Genomic DNA, 14818 nt, shown 5'->3' with positions numbered 1-14818 from the left:
GCGTTGAGCTCAAATCCCGATCACTGGTTTTTTCAGCGACCGCTGGAGGCTATTGAGGCTGGTTCCGAGGGACAACCTGAAAGGTGTGTAGGAAAGGCCCACAGCGCCTGCACCGACGCCATCGCAGGCAAGCCAGCTCCCACACGGTCGACTGTGGGAGCTGGCTTGCCTGCGATTGGCCCGCACAACCAACAAAAAACCCGCTGACCAAACTGGCCCAGCGGGTTTCTTGTTAAAGCAGCGTGCGAATCAAAAATCCGCCAACTGCCACACCTCATACGCCGGTGTCTCATACGGATGGCTCAGTTTCAACGCGGCCACAACAGCCACAATCAACTCATCCGTCACCACCAGCTCAACCTTCCATTCTTCAACCACTTCAACCTGACCCACTTGCCCGATAAACGGCTGGCTGCCGTCCATCGCGCGAAATTGGCCCTTGCCCAGCACTTGCCAGGCGCAGCTGTCGTAGTTGCCGATGCGCCCGCCGCCAGCAGTGAAGACGGCGGTTTTCACCGTCTCCACATGGCTGTCGGGCACGAAGAAGGCGAGCTTGTACACCGCCTTAGTTCACCCACACGCGAGCGTTGCGGAACATGCGCATCCAGGCGCCGTCCTCGTCCCACTCTTCCGGGCGCCACGAGTTCTGCACGGCGCGGAATACGCGTTCCGGGTGCGGCATCATGATGGTGACGCGACCGTCGCGACTGGTGAGGCCGGTGATCCCGCGCGGCGAGCCGTTCGGGTTGGCCGGGTAGGTCTCGGTGACCTTGCCGTGGTTGTCGACGAAGCGCAGGGCCACGGTGCCGGACAGGTCGGCTTCGAGCAATGCTTCTTCGCTGGCAAACTCGGCATGGCCTTCACCGTGGGCGATGGCGATTGGCATGCGCGAACCGGCCATGCCTTGCAGGAAGATCGAGTTGGATTCCTGCACTTGCACCATGGCGACACGGGCTTCGAACTGCTCGGAACGGTTGCGCACAAAGTGCGGCCAGAATTCGCTGCCCGGAATCAGTTCGCTGAGGTTGGACATCATCTGGCAACCGTTGCACACACCCAGGGTGAAGCTGTCGTTGCGTTCGAAGAAGCCCTGGAACGCATCACGCGCACGGCTGTTGAACAAGGCCGACTTGGCCCAGCCCTCACCGGCACCCAGCACGTCGCCGTAGGAGAAACCGCCGCAGGCGACCAGGCCTTTGAACTCGTTGAGGTCAACGCGACCGGCGAGGATGTCGCTCATGTGCACGTCGATCGCATTGAAGCCGGCGCGGTCGAACGCGGCCGCCATTTCCACCTGGCCGTTGACGCCCTGCTCACGCAGCACGGCAACCTGTGGGCGAATGCCTTTTTTGATGTAAGGCGCGGCGATGTCCTGGTTGACGTCGAAGCTGAGTTTGGTGCTCAGGCCCGGGTTTTCTTCTTCCAGGATCACGTCGAATTCCTGCTCGGCGCACTCAACGTTGTCACGCAGACGCTGGATCTGGTAGCTGGTTTCAGCCCACTGGCGTTGCAGCAAGCGGCGTTGGCCGGCAAACACGGTGTCGCCATTGAAGGAGATGTTGATTTCACCGTTGTTGATCGGTTGGCCGATGACAGCCACGCAGTCGTCCAGGCCAGCGGCGCTGAATTGGGCGAGCACGTCCGGCGTTGCGTCCTGGCGAACCTGAATCACGGCGCCCAATTCTTCGTTGAACAGCATGCCGTTGATTTCGGAGGCATCCTCGGCAACGCTGTCGAGCACGATGTTCAGGCCGCAGTGACCGGCGAAGGCCATTTCCACAACGCTGGTCAGCAAGCCGCCATCGGAACGGTCGTGGTAAGCCAGCAGGTGGCCGTCGGCGTTGAGGCCCTGGATCACGGCGAAGAAGGCTTTGAGGTCTTCTGCATCGTCGACGTCCGGCGCGTGTTTGCCGAGCTTGCCATGGGTTTGCGCCAGGATCGAGGCGCCCATGCGGTTCTGGCCACGGCCCAGGTCGATCAGGATCAGGTCGGTGGTGCCCTTGTCCATGCGCAGTTGCGGGGTCAGGGTCTTGCGGATATCAGTAACGGGTGCGAAACCGGTAACGATCAGCGACAGCGGCGAGGTGACGCTCTTGTCGGTGCCGTCTTCGTTCCAGCGCGTGGCCATGGACATCGAGTCCTTGCCCACCGGAATGGTGATGCCCAGCTCCGGGCACAGCTCCATGCCGACAGCCTTGACGGTGTCGTACAGACGCGCGTCTTCGCCTGGGTGACCGGCAGCGGACATCCAGTTGGCCGACAGTTTGATGTCGGACAGCTTGCCGATGCGCGAAGCGGCGATGTTGGTGAGGGTTTCACCAATCGCCATGCGGCCCGACGCCGGAGCGTCCAGCAGGGCCAGCGGCGTACGCTCGCCCATGGCCATGGCTTCCCCGGTGTAGACGTCGAAGCTGGTGGCAGTGACGGCAACGTCGGCCACTGGAACCTGCCACGGGCCGACCATTTGGTCACGGGCAACCAGGCCAGTGATGGTGCGGTCGCCGATGGTGATCAGGAAGCTTTTGCTCGCCACGGCCGGGTGGTGCAGCACGCGTTCGATGCTGTCGGCCAGTTCCAGCGCACTTGGGTCGAAGTCATCGCCCAGCTCGGCTTCCCGTACCGCCGAACGGTGCATGCGCGGGGCTTTGCCCAGCAGCACTTCGAGCGGCATGTCGACAGGGCTGTTGCCGAAGTGGCTATCCGTAACGGTCAGCTGCGGCTCGGCAGTGGCTTCGCCAACCACGGCGAACGGGCAACGCTCGCGTTCGCAGATGGCCTGGAAGCGCGCGAAGTCTTCAGGGCCAACGGCCAGTACGTAGCGTTCCTGGGATTCGTTGCTCCAGATTTCGTGCGGGGCCATGCCCGGCTCGTCGTTTGGAATGTTGCGCAGTTCGAAACGGCCACCACGGTCGCCATCGTTGACCAGTTCCGGGAAGGCGTTGGACAAACCGCCGGCGCCGACGTCGTGGATGAAGCTGATCGGGTTCTTGTCACCCAACTGCCAGCAACGGTCGATGACTTCCTGGCAGCGGCGTTCCATTTCCGGGTTTTCGCGCTGCACGGAAGCAAAATCCAGGTCCGCCGAGCTGGTGCCGGTGGCCATGGAGGAAGCTGCGCCGCCGCCCAGGCCGATCAACATGGCCGGGCCGCCGAGGACGATCAGCTTGGAGCCGACCAGAATCTCGCCTTTCTTGACGTGTTCTTCGCGGATGTTACCCATGCCGCCAGCCAACATGATTGGCTTGTGGTAGCCGCGCACTTCATCGCCACGCGGAGTGGTGATGGACTGCTCGAACGTACGGAAGTAACCGGTCAGCGCCGGACGGCCGAATTCGTTGTTGAACGCAGCGCCGCCCAACGGGCCTTCGATCATGATGTCCAGCGCGGTAACGATGCGCTCAGGCTTGCCGTACGGCACTTCCCACGGCTGTTCAAAACCCGGAATTTGCAGGTTGGACACGGTGAAACCGGTCAGGCCCGCCTTTGGCTTGGCGCCACGGCCGGTGGCACCTTCGTCGCGAATTTCGCCGCCGGAACCGGTGGCGGCGCCAGGGAACGGAGCAATCGCGGTTGGGTGGTTGTGGGTTTCAACCTTCATCAGGATGTGCACCGGCTCCTGCACCGCGCCGTACTGGCGGGTTTCAGGGTCCGGGAAGAAACGGCCGGCAACCGAGCCGACGATGACCGAGGCGTTGTCCTTATAAGCAGACAGAACGCCTTCGCTGTGCATCACGTAGGTGTTCTTGATCATGCCGAACAGGCTTTTTTCCTGGCTTTCGCCGTCGATGTCCCAACTGGCGTTGAAGATCTTGTGACGGCAGTGCTCGGAGTTGGCCTGGGCAAACATCATCAGTTCGATGTCGTGCGGGTTGCGCTTCAAGCCGTTGAAGGCGTCGACCAGGTAGTCGATCTCGTCTTCGGCGAGCGCCAGGCCCAGTTCGGTGTTGGCCTTCTCGAGGGCGGCGCGGCCACCGCCGAGCACGTCAATCGCGGTCAGCGGCTTCGGCTCGGCATGGCTGAACAGACCGGCAGCCTGTTCCAGCTGGCTGACGATGATCTGGGTCATGCGGTCGTGCAGGCTGCTGGCGATCAGCTCGGCTTCGGCGTCGCTGAACTGGCCAGCCACGTAGAAGGCAATGCCGCGCTCCAGGCGCTGAATGCTCGACAGGCCGCAGTTGCGGGCGATGTCGCTGGCCTTGCTCGACCAGGGCGAAATGGTGCCGAACCGTGGCAGAACCAGGAACAAGCGGCCAGTCGGCTCTTGAACGGGGACGCTTGGGCCGTACTTCAGAAGGCGTGCCAGCACTTGCTGTTCGTCGGCGGTCAACACGCCGGTTACGTCGGCGAAGTGAGCAAATTCAGCATACAGGCCTGTAACCGCTGGAACCTTTTGGCTCAGTTGCTCAAGGAGTTTGCTGTGGCGAAAGGCAGAAAGGGCAGGAGCGCCGCGCAGGATCAACATCTTCGGGACAGCCTCGGGAAGGGGGTGTGCTTTGAGGCCGTGCATTCTAGCGTAAACCGCCGCCAACGGCACCCGAAACGGCACCGCTGGCCGTTGCCGAACGTCAGTTGGCAGGGTTTGCACGGTATCGGGGCGTTTTGCGGGCCTTGGCGCGCAGTTATTTTAACCGTCACAAACCCTCGCCAACCCGCATTTCTGCGGGCTGCAGCCCGGTTCTGCGGGCACTATCAGACAAGTCCCCTGCTGTCGAGATATGGCGCCGAGGGTCGTTTGCGTATACTGCGCAGATGTTCTCCCCTACTGCTTTGCGCCCGCGATGCGCCAAATGGCTGCTCGCAACCGGACTCTTCCTGATGCTCAGCGCGTGTGTTGATAAACCCAGCACGCTCGAGCGAATCAAGGAGGATGGCGTATTGCGTGTAATTACCCGAAACAGCCCCGCCACGTATTTCCAGGACCGCAACGGTGAAACCGGTTTCGAATACGAGCTGGTCAAGCGCTTTGCCGACGACCTGGGCGTTAAGCTGGAAATCGAGACTGCCGACAACCTCGACGACTTGTTCGGTCAGTTGGGCAAACCCAACGGTCCGGTATTGGCTGCCGCCGGTCTGGTGAGCAGTGAGCAACGCCAGCAACAGGTGCGTTTCTCCCACCCTTACCTGGAAGTGACCCCGCAGATCATCTACCGCAACGGCCAATCCCGCCCGACCAACGTGGCGGACCTTGTCGGCAAGAAGATCATGGTGCTCAAGGGCAGCACCCACGCCGAGCAATTGGCGGCGCTTAAAAAGCAGAATCCTGCGATTGAATACGAAGAGTCCGACGCTGTTGAGGTAGTCGACTTGCTGCGTATGGTCGATGAAGGGCAAATCGACCTGACCCTTGTCGACTCCAACGAAGTCGCGATGAACCAGGTGTACTTCCCTAACGTGCGCGTGGCGTTCGACCTCGGCAATGCCAGCAACCAAAGCTGGGCCGTGGCGGCGGGCGAAGACAACAGCCTGCTCAACGAGATCAACAGCTACCTGGACAAGGTCGAGAAAAACGGCACGTTGCAGCGCTTGAAAGACCGCTATTACGGGCACGTGGATGTTCTCGGTTACGTCGGCGCCTACACTTTCGCCCAGCACTTGCAGCAGCGTCTGCCCAAATACGAAAAGCACTTTCGCGCCTACGCCAAGGAAGAAAAAGTGGACTGGCGATTATTGGCGGCCATCGGCTATCAGGAATCGCTGTGGCAACCGGCCGTCACCTCCAAGACCGGCGTGCGCGGCCTGATGATGCTGACCCAGAACACCGCCCAGGCGATGGGCGTGTCCAACCGCCTGGATGCCAAGCAAAGCATCATGGGCGGCGCCAAGTACCTGGCGAAGATCAAGGATGAACTGGACAACAGCATCGCCGAACCGGACCGTACGTGGTTTGCGCTTGCGGCCTATAACGTCGGTACCGGGCATCTGGAAGATGCGCGTACGCTGGCGAAGAAAGACGGCCTGAACCCCAACAAGTGGCTGGACGTGAAGAAGATGCTGCCGCGCCTGTCGCAAAAGCAGTGGTACAGCAAGACACGTTATGGCTATGCGCGGGGTGGTGAGCCGGTGCATTTTGTGGCGAACATCCGCCGGTATTACGACATTCTGACCTGGGTGACTCAGCCGCAACTGGAAGGTAACCAGGTGGTGGAAGGTAACTTGCACGTGCCGGGTGTGGATAAAACCAAGCCGCCGGAAGATAACCAGCAGCTATAGACGCCCTTCCAGCCACCACACAACCCTGTGGGAGCCGGGCTTGCCCGCGATGGCGGCGTGTCAGCCAACCTACCGCTAAATGACCCACCGCTATCGCGAGCAAGCCCGCTCCCGCATTTGCAGCTGTGCTTGGCTTAGAGGCCAGTGAGCAGGTGCACGACTCCACCCGCCAACACCATCACGCCAGGCACCCCTGCAGCCTTCAGCGCCGCCGCATCCAACCGCCCCGCATCCTGCAACTGCACCCGCACACGTGTCAGTGCTACTCGCTGCTGCGACTTCAGGTTCTGCGCCCCGCCCAGCGCCGCCAGCATATCCGCCGACAACGCACCTTGCTCCGGCACCACCACCGTCTCGGCAATCAAGTCCGGCGTCAGGGCTTTCCAGAACGCCTGCTGAAATTTCTCGAACATGCTCAGTGCTCCAAAACAGGTGAAGTATCGACGCTGGCAGCGCGGTAAAGGCGCAGGGCCTCACGCACTTGACCTGCTTCTTCCAGGCCCAGCACCTGGCGGGCGATGATCTGGCAGCCGGCCAAATCCACTTCGCGCACGGTGGCCTTGATGGTCGGGATCAATGGCACGCTGACCGACAGTTCATCCACGCCCAGCCCGATCAGCACCGGCACCGCCAATGCTTCAGACGCCAACGCGCCGCACACGCCCACCCACTTGCCGTGGGCATGGGCGGCCTTGACGGTGGTGGCGATCAGGCGCAGCACCGCCGGGTGAAAACTGTCGGCCTGGCTGGCCAGCCGCGGATGATCGCGGTCCATCGCCAACGTGTATTGGGTCAGGTCATTGGTGCCGATGGAGAAGAAATCCACGTGGGGTGCAAACACATCCGCCATCAATGCGGCGGACGGTACTTCGATCATGATGCCCAGCTTCGGCAGCTCGGCAAGCCCCAGCGCCAGCGCTTCTTCCTCAAGAATCTGCCGCGCCAGGTGCAGCTCCGACAGCAGGCTGACCATCGGCAACATGATGTGCAGGCGCGCAAAGCCGGCACTGGCGAGGATGGCGCGGAACTGCTCGCGCAACAGTTCAGGACGCTCCAGGCACAGGCGAATACCACGCAAGCCAAGAAACGGGTTGGTCTCGGCGTCCATCGGCACGTAGGCCAGTGGCTTGTCGCCACCGACGTCCAGGGTGCGCACCACGAGGTTGCGCTCAGGGCCCAGCGCACGGGCGATCGCCGTGTAGGTGCCGGCCTGCTCCTCGGGGCTTGGCGCGCGGTTGCGGTCCAGGTAGAGGAATTCGGAACGCAGCAGGCCGACGCCTTCGCCACCCAGGGTCAAGGACTGCTCGACTTCCTGCAACGAGGCAACATTGGCCGTGACCTCAACGTGATGGCCATCGCGGGTGGTGGCCGGCAAGGCAGCCTGCGCCACCTCACGCTGACGGCGCTGCACTTGCTGATGGCGGGCAGCCTGCAATTGTTCGATTTCAGCCAGGTCCGGCTCCAGGTGCAGTTCGCCTTTATCGGCGTCGAGCAGGACATGTTTGCCATTGGCCAGCGCCAACACGTGACCCGGCACGCCGCAAATCGCCGGCAGGCCGAGCGCGCGGGCGAGGATCGCGACGTGACTGGTCGCGCCGCCGCCAACGGTGACAAAACCCAGCACCTTGCGCGTATCCAGGCTGGCGGTTTGCGACGGCGTCAATTGCTCGGCGATCAGGATGGCCTGCTCCGGCAAATCCCATGCGCGGTCCTGAATACCGAGAATAAGCTTCAGCACGCGCTGGCCGACATCGGCCAAATCCGCCGCGCGTTCGGCGAGCAGGGTATGGCCCGATTCCTTGAACAGCCTGGCGGTCGCAACGGTGGCGCTGTTCCAGGCAAACGCGGCGCTCTTGCCGTGGGCCAGCAGACCGTGGGCTTGCTCCAGCAGGGTCGGGTCTTCGAGCAACTCCTGATGGGCGCGGAAGATTTCCGCCTGGGCACCGCCGGCGGCGTTGGCTTGCAGGGTTTGCAGCGCCTGGGTTGCCGCCAGCAGGCCACGCGTCAACGCATCGCGCTCGGCCGTTTCGTCGATGCCGTTTTCAGTGATCGTCAGCTCGGGCTCAGCCACTTGAACAACCTGGCCAAACGCCGAACCCGGCGACGCACACACGCCGCGCAGCAACGTCTGTGACGACACCGGCGCGAGCGCCTCAACCACCTCAGCCGGTGCCAAAACCGTCTCGCCGCAGCCGTCTGCCAACAGCGCGACCAATGCCGTAATCGCCGCTTCGGCATCGTCACCTGCGGCACTTACCTGCAGCGAATCGCCCTGCACGGTTTGCAGCGCCATGATCGCCACCAGGGATTTTGCGTTGGCGCTCTGGGTCTGCTTGTGCAGGTAAATGCTCGCGCTAAAGGCTTTAGCTGCCTGGGCGAACACCGCCGCAGGTCGAGCGTGCAAGCCGTTGGCGTTGGGCAGGGTCAGCGGCTTGGAGAACAGTGCGTCGCCCTCCTCCTCATTCACCGCTTCAACGGCCTCACCTGGGGATAACTGCAACAGTGGCTGGCCGACCTCTACCAAACCGTTCGCCAGCAGGGTAAAGGGCTCGCCACTGACCACCAGCATCAACGTCAGCAAACTGCGTGCATGGAGCGCCACGTAGTCGGCATCGAATTCAATCAGCGGCTGACCGGCCTCCACGCGCTGGCCTTCCTGCACCAATCGCGTGAAGCCCTGGCCCGCGAGGTTCACGGTGTCCAGGCCAATGTGCAGCAGCACCTGGACGCCATTGTCGTCGGTGATGCTGAGCGCATGACCACTGTCCTGAATATTGCTGATCACCCCGGCCAGTGGCGCGCAGACCGTCTGCGAGGTCGGGTCGATGCACAGGCCGTCGCCGATCAGGCGGCTGGCGAACACCGGGTCGGGCACCTTGTCCAGCGCCAGCAGCACCCCGGACAGGGGCGCCAACAGTTCCAGGGGTTGCGTTGTGGTCATGACTTCACCTGCTGTTTTGTTCTGTAAAAATCATAGGGCGAACGACGATCCAATGTGGGCGCTGGCTTGCCTGCGATAGCATCACCTTGGCCTTACCGAGAGACCGGGTCGCCTGCATCGCAGGCAAGCCAGCTCCCACATAAAGCGCGGTTATTTCCACCAATATTCAACCTGCACACCCACATTTGACCCATGCCGCGCCGTGCCATACGCGCCGGTGTCGGATAACGCCGAACCCGCCGCCAGTTCATTCGCCGCGCGCTTGGCGGCTTCGTTCCAGCTGGCGTAGGTGTAATACAAACGCACTTCCGGCCGCGCCCAGAACTCGGGGCCGTTGGGCGACCAGGTCGGGGCGAAGGTAAATTTGCTCAGCTTGCGCGTACCACCCGCAGCCTCGACCTGATCATGCCCAAGTTCGGTGACCAGCTTGAACTGCTCGCTGATCGCGTACGCGGGGCGCACACCGATGGACATCCACGTCTGATCCTGGCTGCCGGGACGAATATCTTTCTGGTACACCGCCTCGACTTGCCCACCGAAACGCGGCGTCACCTGCCAGTCGAAAAACTCCACGGCGCGGTAGCTTTTGCTGCTTTTGTCCAACGTGGTGTCGCCGGTGTAACCCAGGCCGGTGCCGGGGCCTTCGCCGTACTGCAAGGCGAATTTGTTCTTGCCGCCAAGGAAAGGTTTTTGCACATGCTGCGCGGTGATCGCCCAGCCGCTGTTGGCATCGCGGCCGCCGGCTTTGTCGATGTAGCTCAAGCCAAATTCCAGCTCGCCGCCGGGGTTGGTCTTGAAGCCCGCCACGTTAAAGTCGTGACGGGTGGCGTATTCCTTCTGGTACAGGTTGTCCTTGCGCGACAGGGCGTAGCTGTACCTGAGATCGCCGATTTTCACGTCCTCCACACCACCACCCGTGGCGCTCTGGTTCCAGTAGTAGAAGTCGGAAATATGGATGTCGTTTCGTTTGTAATAACGTCGACCGGCCCACACCGAACCGCCGTTGAGGCTCGGCAGGTTGGACCACTGCGCATACATCTGCGGCATGCGCGCCGAGCCGTTGTCTTCGCCCTGGAATTTCAGGGCGCGGTCGTATTTGTTGTAAAGCGATGCCATGGCATCGACGCTGAGTACCGAACCGTCATCCAGCGTCAGCAGGTCCTGGCGCAATTCCAGTTCCCCGTATTGCTCGCATTCGTTCCCCAGACGGTATTTGGTTTGCGCCCCCGGCAACTGGAAACATTGCTGCTTGCCACTGCCGGTTGAAGTGCCTGCGCCGCTGCGCAGGTAACCGGCAAATTCGAGAGCCTGAGCGGCATAAGAAGCAGAGAGACACGACGCAATGAGGCCCAGCTTTATTGTTGTTTTCATGAAGCACTCCGATATTTTTTATTATGTTTTTGGGTGAAGCGCCCCTGCACTCCCAGGCAGGGGTTGAAGCGGGTCTTAGTCCTTGAGGTGCAGCACAAAGGATTCATAAGGGCGCAACGTCACCGTGGCCGTACGCGGCGGGCAGTCGGGGTAGTTGCTGATCAGAAGGCGCTGCGTTTGCGCGGCGTTTATCACGTGTTCGGGCAGCTGGATTTCGCACGGCGTGCCGTAGAAATTGTTGAGCACCAGCAGACGCTCGCCATCGCCTTCACGCAGATAGGCCCACACCTGCAGGTGGTCTTGCAGCAGTTGGCGATACACACCTGCCTGAATCAGCGGCTCGCAGCGACGCAGAGCGATCAGCGCGCGGTAGTGATGCAGCACCGAATCCGGGTCATCCAACTGGCGCTCGACGTTGATCTGCGCCGCATTGGCGGGGATGCCGATCCACGGTTCGCCCGTGCTGAAACCGGCATTCGCCTGGCTGTTCCACTGCATCGGCGTGCGGCTGTTGTCGCGAGACTTCTGCATGATCGCCGCCATGCTCGACGCCTCGGACTCACCCGCATCGCGCTTGAGGCGGAAGATGTTCAGGGTCTCGACGTCGCGGTACTGGTCGATCTTGTTGAAGCCGGGGTTGGTCATGCCCAGTTCTTCGCCCTGGTACACATACGGCGTGCCTTGGAGGAAGTGCAGCGCAGTGGCGAGCATCTTGGCCGAAACCACGCGGTGCTCGCCGTCATCACCAAAACGCGAGACCACACGTGGCTGGTCGTGGTTACACCAGAACAGCGCGTTCCAGCCACCGCCGGCCTGCATGCCGAGTTGCCAGTCGGAAAAAATCTGCTTGAGTTGCAGAAAATCAAAGTCCGCCCTCACCCACTTTTCCAGGTTCGGGTAATCGACTTTCAGGTGATGAAAGTTGAAGGTCATCGACAGCTCTTTGGACTCCGGCCGCGAGTAGCGGATGCAGTGTTCAAGGCTGGTGGATGACATTTCGCCGACGTTGATCAGGTCATGCCCTTCGAACACTTCGCGGTGCATTTCCTGCAGGTATTCATGCACGTTCGGGCCATCGGTGTAGAAGCGCCGGCCGTCAGTGTTGTCTTCGGGGAAATCGGCGGGTTTGGAGATCAGGTTGATCACGTCCAGACGGAAACCGCCCACGCCTTTGTCGCGCCAGAAGCGCATCAGCTTGAACACCTCGGCGCGCACTGCGGGGTTGGCCCAATTCAGGTCGGCCTGGGTGTGGTCGAACAGGTGCAGGAAGTACTGGCCGGTTTGCGCCTCGTATTCCCACGCCGAGCCGCCGAACTTGGATTCCCAGTTGTTCGGCTGGTCGCGCCAGATGTAGAAGTCACGGAACGGGTTGTCGAGGCTGCTGCGCGCTTGCTGGAACCACTCGTGCTCAATGGAGGTGTGGTTGACCACAATGTCGAGCATCAACTTGATGCCACGCTTGGCCGCTTCGCTGATCAGCAAGTCGCAGTCGGCCATGGTCCCGTAGCTCGGGTCGATGGCGTAGTAGTCGCTGATGTCGTAGCCGTTGTCGCGTTGCGGCGAGCGCAGGAACGGGGTGATCCACAGGCAATCCACGCCCAGCCATTTCAGGTAATCAAGCTTGTCCACGATGCCCAGCAGGTCACCGGTGGCGTTACCCGCGTGGCTGTGGAAGCTTTTGGGGTAGATCTGGTAGATCACCGAGTGTTGCCAGTTTTGCATGGTGGGTTCCTTCAGTAGAGTTTTGTGCCTGGCTCCAGGGCCTTATCGCAGGCAAGCCAGCTCCCACATTGATTTGTGAACACATTCAAAGGTGGAAGCTGGCTTACCTGCGATAGCGATCAATCAGGCGACCCGATACCCCGGCCGAACAATCTTCATGCTCAACGCACAGGTCAAAACAAACGGCACGACCATCGCAATCACCATCCCGATCACGAAAACCGGGATGAACTGCGGAAGGATCGAGATAAACGCCGGCAAGCCACCGACGCCAATGGCCGACGCCTGCACCTTGTTCATCGACAGGAAAATGCTGCCCAGCGCCGAGCCCAGCAGGGCGGCATAAAACGGAAACTTGAAGCGCAAATTCACCCCGAACATCGCTGGCTCCGTGATGCCGAAATACGCAGATATCGCCGAGGTCGACGCCATGCTTTTGTCCCGCGCATTGCGGGTGGTGTAGAACACCGCTAGCGCGGCGCTGCCCTGGGCCAGGTTGGACATCACGATCATCGGCCAGATAAAGGTGCCGCCGTGTGTAGAGATAAGTTGCAGGTCCACGGCGAGGAACATGTGGTGCATGCCGGTGATTACCAGCGGCGCATACAACAGGCCGAAAATCGCCCCGCCAACCATCGGCGCCAGGTCAAACAGGGTGACCACGCCTTCGGTGATCAGGATGCCGAGGTGACGGGTCACCGGGCCGATGATCGCCAGCGCCAACACGCCGGTGACGACGATGGTGGTGATCGGCACGACCAGCAGTTGAATCGCGTTGGGCACCCGCGCGCGCAGCCATTTCTCGATCACGCTCATCACATACGCCGCCATCAGGATCGGCAGGATTTGCCCCTGATAGCCGACCTTCTCGATCTGGAACAGGCCAAAAATATCGAAGTACGGCAGGCTCTGGCCGTCCAGCCCCGCCACCGCCTTGCCGTAGTTCCAGGCATTGAGCAGGTCCGGGTGCACCAGCATCAGGCCGAGCACGATGCCGAGGATTTCACTGCCGCCAAAACGCTTGGCCGCCGACCAGCCCACCAGCGCCGGCAGGAACACAAACGAAGTGTTGGCCATCAGGTTGATCAGGCTCCACAAACCATCCAGGTTCGGATAGGCCTCCAGCAGCGTCTTGCCCTCGATGAACATGCCCTTGGCGCCCATCAGGTTGTTGATGCCCATCAACAGGCCGGCAATGATCAGCGCGGGCAGGATCGGCATGAACACATCGGAGAACACACGCACCAGACGCTGCATGGCGTTGGTCTTGTCGGCGCCCTTCTTCTTCACGTCGGCGATGGTTGCGGCGGCAAGGCCGGTGTGTTCGCGCAGGGCGGCGTAGACCTTCTCCACTTCGCCGGGGCCGATCACCACCTGGAACAAACCGCCGGTGAAAAACGAGCCCTTGACCAGATCGACGCCGTTCAACGCACTGCTATTGACCAGGCTCGGGTCCTTGAGCGCCAGGCGCAGGCGGGTAACGCAGTGGGCAGCTTGCTCAAGGTTGTCGCTGCCCCCGAGGTTCTCGAGAATCTCGCGGGCAATGTTCGAATAGTCGTGGCTCATGCTTGTTTTCCACTTTGATTTTTTTATTTGAGGGCAGTCATTGGCAGCACGCCGAAGGCAAAAGTACTCGTCTGTACGAGTTAAAGCAACAACTCGTACAGACGAGTTTGCAAATGTTTATCTGTTGTAGGCCCACGCATCGCTACAGGCCACAGATATCCAAGGGTCTAATGGACAAACCCTACACGGGCCACTAATGTTCCTGCCGTGAACGCGCCGTTCACCTTCACCACGTCGGGCACAGAGCCATCCCCATGAGCAAATACAACCAGATCTATACGGATCTGCTTGCCAGCATCACCACTGAACGGCTGCAACGCGGCACGCGCCTTCCCTCCGAAACCGAATTGATGGACACCTACCAGGCCAGCCGAGGCACCGTGCGTCGGGCAATCGAGCAGCTGCAGGAGCGCGGGTTCGCGCAAAAAATCCACGGCAAGGGCACCTTTGTGTTGTCGCCGAACCCGATTGAGTTCCAACTGGGCGGCATCGTCAGCTTCCACGAAACACACGCCGACCTTGGCGACGACGTGCGCACCGAAGTAGTCGAGTTCAGCCAGTTCCCGCTGGAAGGTTCACTGCTGCAACACATCGAAGCCGAGCCCGGCACGCCCATTACCCGCATCAAACGGGTGCGGCGAATTGGGGGCAAACGGGTAATTCTCGACATCAACCACTTCGTCGCCGACGTGATCCCAGGGCTTGACCGCTCGATTGCCGAGCAGTCGATCTATGCGTTTATCGAGCAGACCCTGCAGCTGCAAATTGCCTACGCCCAGCGCACCATCGAAGCCCTGCCGCGCAGCAAGGACGATCAGGCGCATCTGGACCTGGATGGGCAAAGCCATGTGATCGTGGTGAGTAACCAGACGTTTTTGCAGGATGGGCGGCAGTTCGAGTACACCGAGTCGCGGCATACGTTGGATAAGTTTTACTTTTCGGATATTGCGCGGCGGTGAGCCATCCCTGGCACTACGTACCCCGTCGCCATGCGAAGGCGGCGTTAAC

The 14818-nt window shown here is 61.1% G+C and carries 9 protein-coding genes; 2 read left to right on the top strand and 7 right to left on the bottom strand.

Annotated features, from left to right (window positions below):
- Window positions 1–249: 249 nt before the first annotated feature.
- Window positions 250–561: an NGG1p interacting factor NIF3 gene (locus ACP7A2_RS07455; RefSeq protein WP_426133689.1), complete on the bottom strand. Its 312-nt coding sequence runs from the start codon at window positions 559–561 to the stop codon at window positions 250–252.
- Between the two features lie 4 nt (window positions 562–565).
- Complete coding sequence (gene purL, locus ACP7A2_RS07450; RefSeq protein WP_426133688.1) at window positions 566–4462, bottom strand: phosphoribosylformylglycinamidine synthase; 3897 nt, start codon at window positions 4460–4462, stop codon at window positions 566–568.
- Between the two features lie 287 nt (window positions 4463–4749).
- Here purL and mltF point away from each other — a divergent pair, with 287 nt between their 5' ends.
- Complete coding sequence (gene mltF / locus ACP7A2_RS07445) at window positions 4750–6210, top strand: membrane-bound lytic murein transglycosylase MltF (protein WP_348055999.1); 1461 nt, start codon at window positions 4750–4752, stop codon at window positions 6208–6210.
- Window positions 6211–6344: 134 nt separating this feature from the next.
- Here the strand turns inward: mltF and ACP7A2_RS07440 are convergent, their stop codons facing one another.
- The 5 genes from ACP7A2_RS07440 to treP all read right to left on the bottom strand — a co-directional run bounded on the left by ACP7A2_RS07440 (window position 6345) and on the right by treP (window position 13810).
- Window positions 6345–6623 (bottom strand): PTS transporter subunit EIIB, encoded by a 279-nt coding sequence (locus ACP7A2_RS07440; protein WP_426133687.1) that lies wholly within the window; start codon window positions 6621–6623, stop codon window positions 6345–6347.
- A gap of 2 nt (window positions 6624–6625) precedes the next feature.
- Window positions 6626–9151 carry a phosphoenolpyruvate--protein phosphotransferase gene (gene ptsP, locus ACP7A2_RS07435; protein WP_426133686.1) on the bottom strand — a complete coding sequence of 842 codons (2526 nt, stop codon included), beginning with the start codon at window positions 9149–9151 and terminating at the stop codon, window positions 6626–6628.
- Between the two features lie 150 nt (window positions 9152–9301).
- Window positions 9302–10522 (bottom strand): maltoporin, encoded by a 1221-nt coding sequence (locus ACP7A2_RS07430; RefSeq protein WP_426133685.1) that lies wholly within the window; start codon window positions 10520–10522, stop codon window positions 9302–9304.
- A gap of 75 nt (window positions 10523–10597) precedes the next feature.
- Window positions 10598–12244: an alpha,alpha-phosphotrehalase gene (gene treC / locus ACP7A2_RS07425; RefSeq protein WP_426133684.1), complete on the bottom strand. Its 1647-nt coding sequence runs from the start codon at window positions 12242–12244 to the stop codon at window positions 10598–10600.
- Window positions 12245–12367: 123 nt separating this feature from the next.
- Entirely contained in the window at window positions 12368–13810 is a 1443-nt protein-coding gene (gene treP / locus ACP7A2_RS07420) for a PTS system trehalose-specific EIIBC component (protein ID WP_426133683.1), read from the bottom strand.
- Between the two features lie 254 nt (window positions 13811–14064).
- On the opposite strand from treP, the gene treR reads away from it, so the two are divergent.
- Window positions 14065–14769, top strand: a complete 705-nt coding sequence (treR, locus tag ACP7A2_RS07415) for a trehalose operon repressor (RefSeq protein WP_426133682.1) — start codon at window positions 14065–14067, stop codon at window positions 14767–14769.
- Window positions 14770–14818 lie beyond the last annotated feature (49 nt).

Origin of the sequence: Pseudomonas sp. PWP3-1b2 (genome assembly GCF_049896045.1) — a bacterium.
In the GTDB taxonomy this organism is placed as follows: Bacteria; Pseudomonadota; Gammaproteobacteria; order Pseudomonadales; family Pseudomonadaceae; genus Aquipseudomonas; species Aquipseudomonas antarctica_B.
This window is presented reverse-complemented; position numbering and strand designations above follow the sequence as displayed.

Bases quoted from the DNA above. Each gene is read 5' to 3' on its own strand.
- ACP7A2_RS07430 (WP_426133685.1), bottom strand. From the start codon at position 10,522: ATGAAAACAACAATAAAGCTGGGCCTCATTGCGTCGTGTCTCTCTGCT.
- ptsP (WP_426133686.1), bottom strand. From the start codon at position 9,151: ATGACCACAACGCAACCCCTGGAACTGTTGGCGCCCCTGTCCGGGGTG.
- mltF (WP_348055999.1), top strand. From the start codon at position 4,750: ATGTTCTCCCCTACTGCTTTGCGCCCGCGATGCGCCAAATGGCTGCTC.
- treP (WP_426133683.1), bottom strand. From the start codon at position 13,810: ATGAGCCACGACTATTCGAACATTGCCCGCGAGATTCTCGAGAACCTC.
- ACP7A2_RS07440 (WP_426133687.1), bottom strand. From the start codon at position 6,623: ATGTTCGAGAAATTTCAGCAGGCGTTCTGGAAAGCCCTGACGCCGGAC.
- purL (WP_426133688.1), bottom strand. From the start codon at position 4,462: ATGTTGATCCTGCGCGGCGCTCCTGCCCTTTCTGCCTTTCGCCACAGC.
- treR (WP_426133682.1), top strand. From the start codon at position 14,065: ATGAGCAAATACAACCAGATCTATACGGATCTGCTTGCCAGCATCACC.
- treC (WP_426133684.1), bottom strand. From the start codon at position 12,244: ATGCAAAACTGGCAACACTCGGTGATCTACCAGATCTACCCCAAAAGC.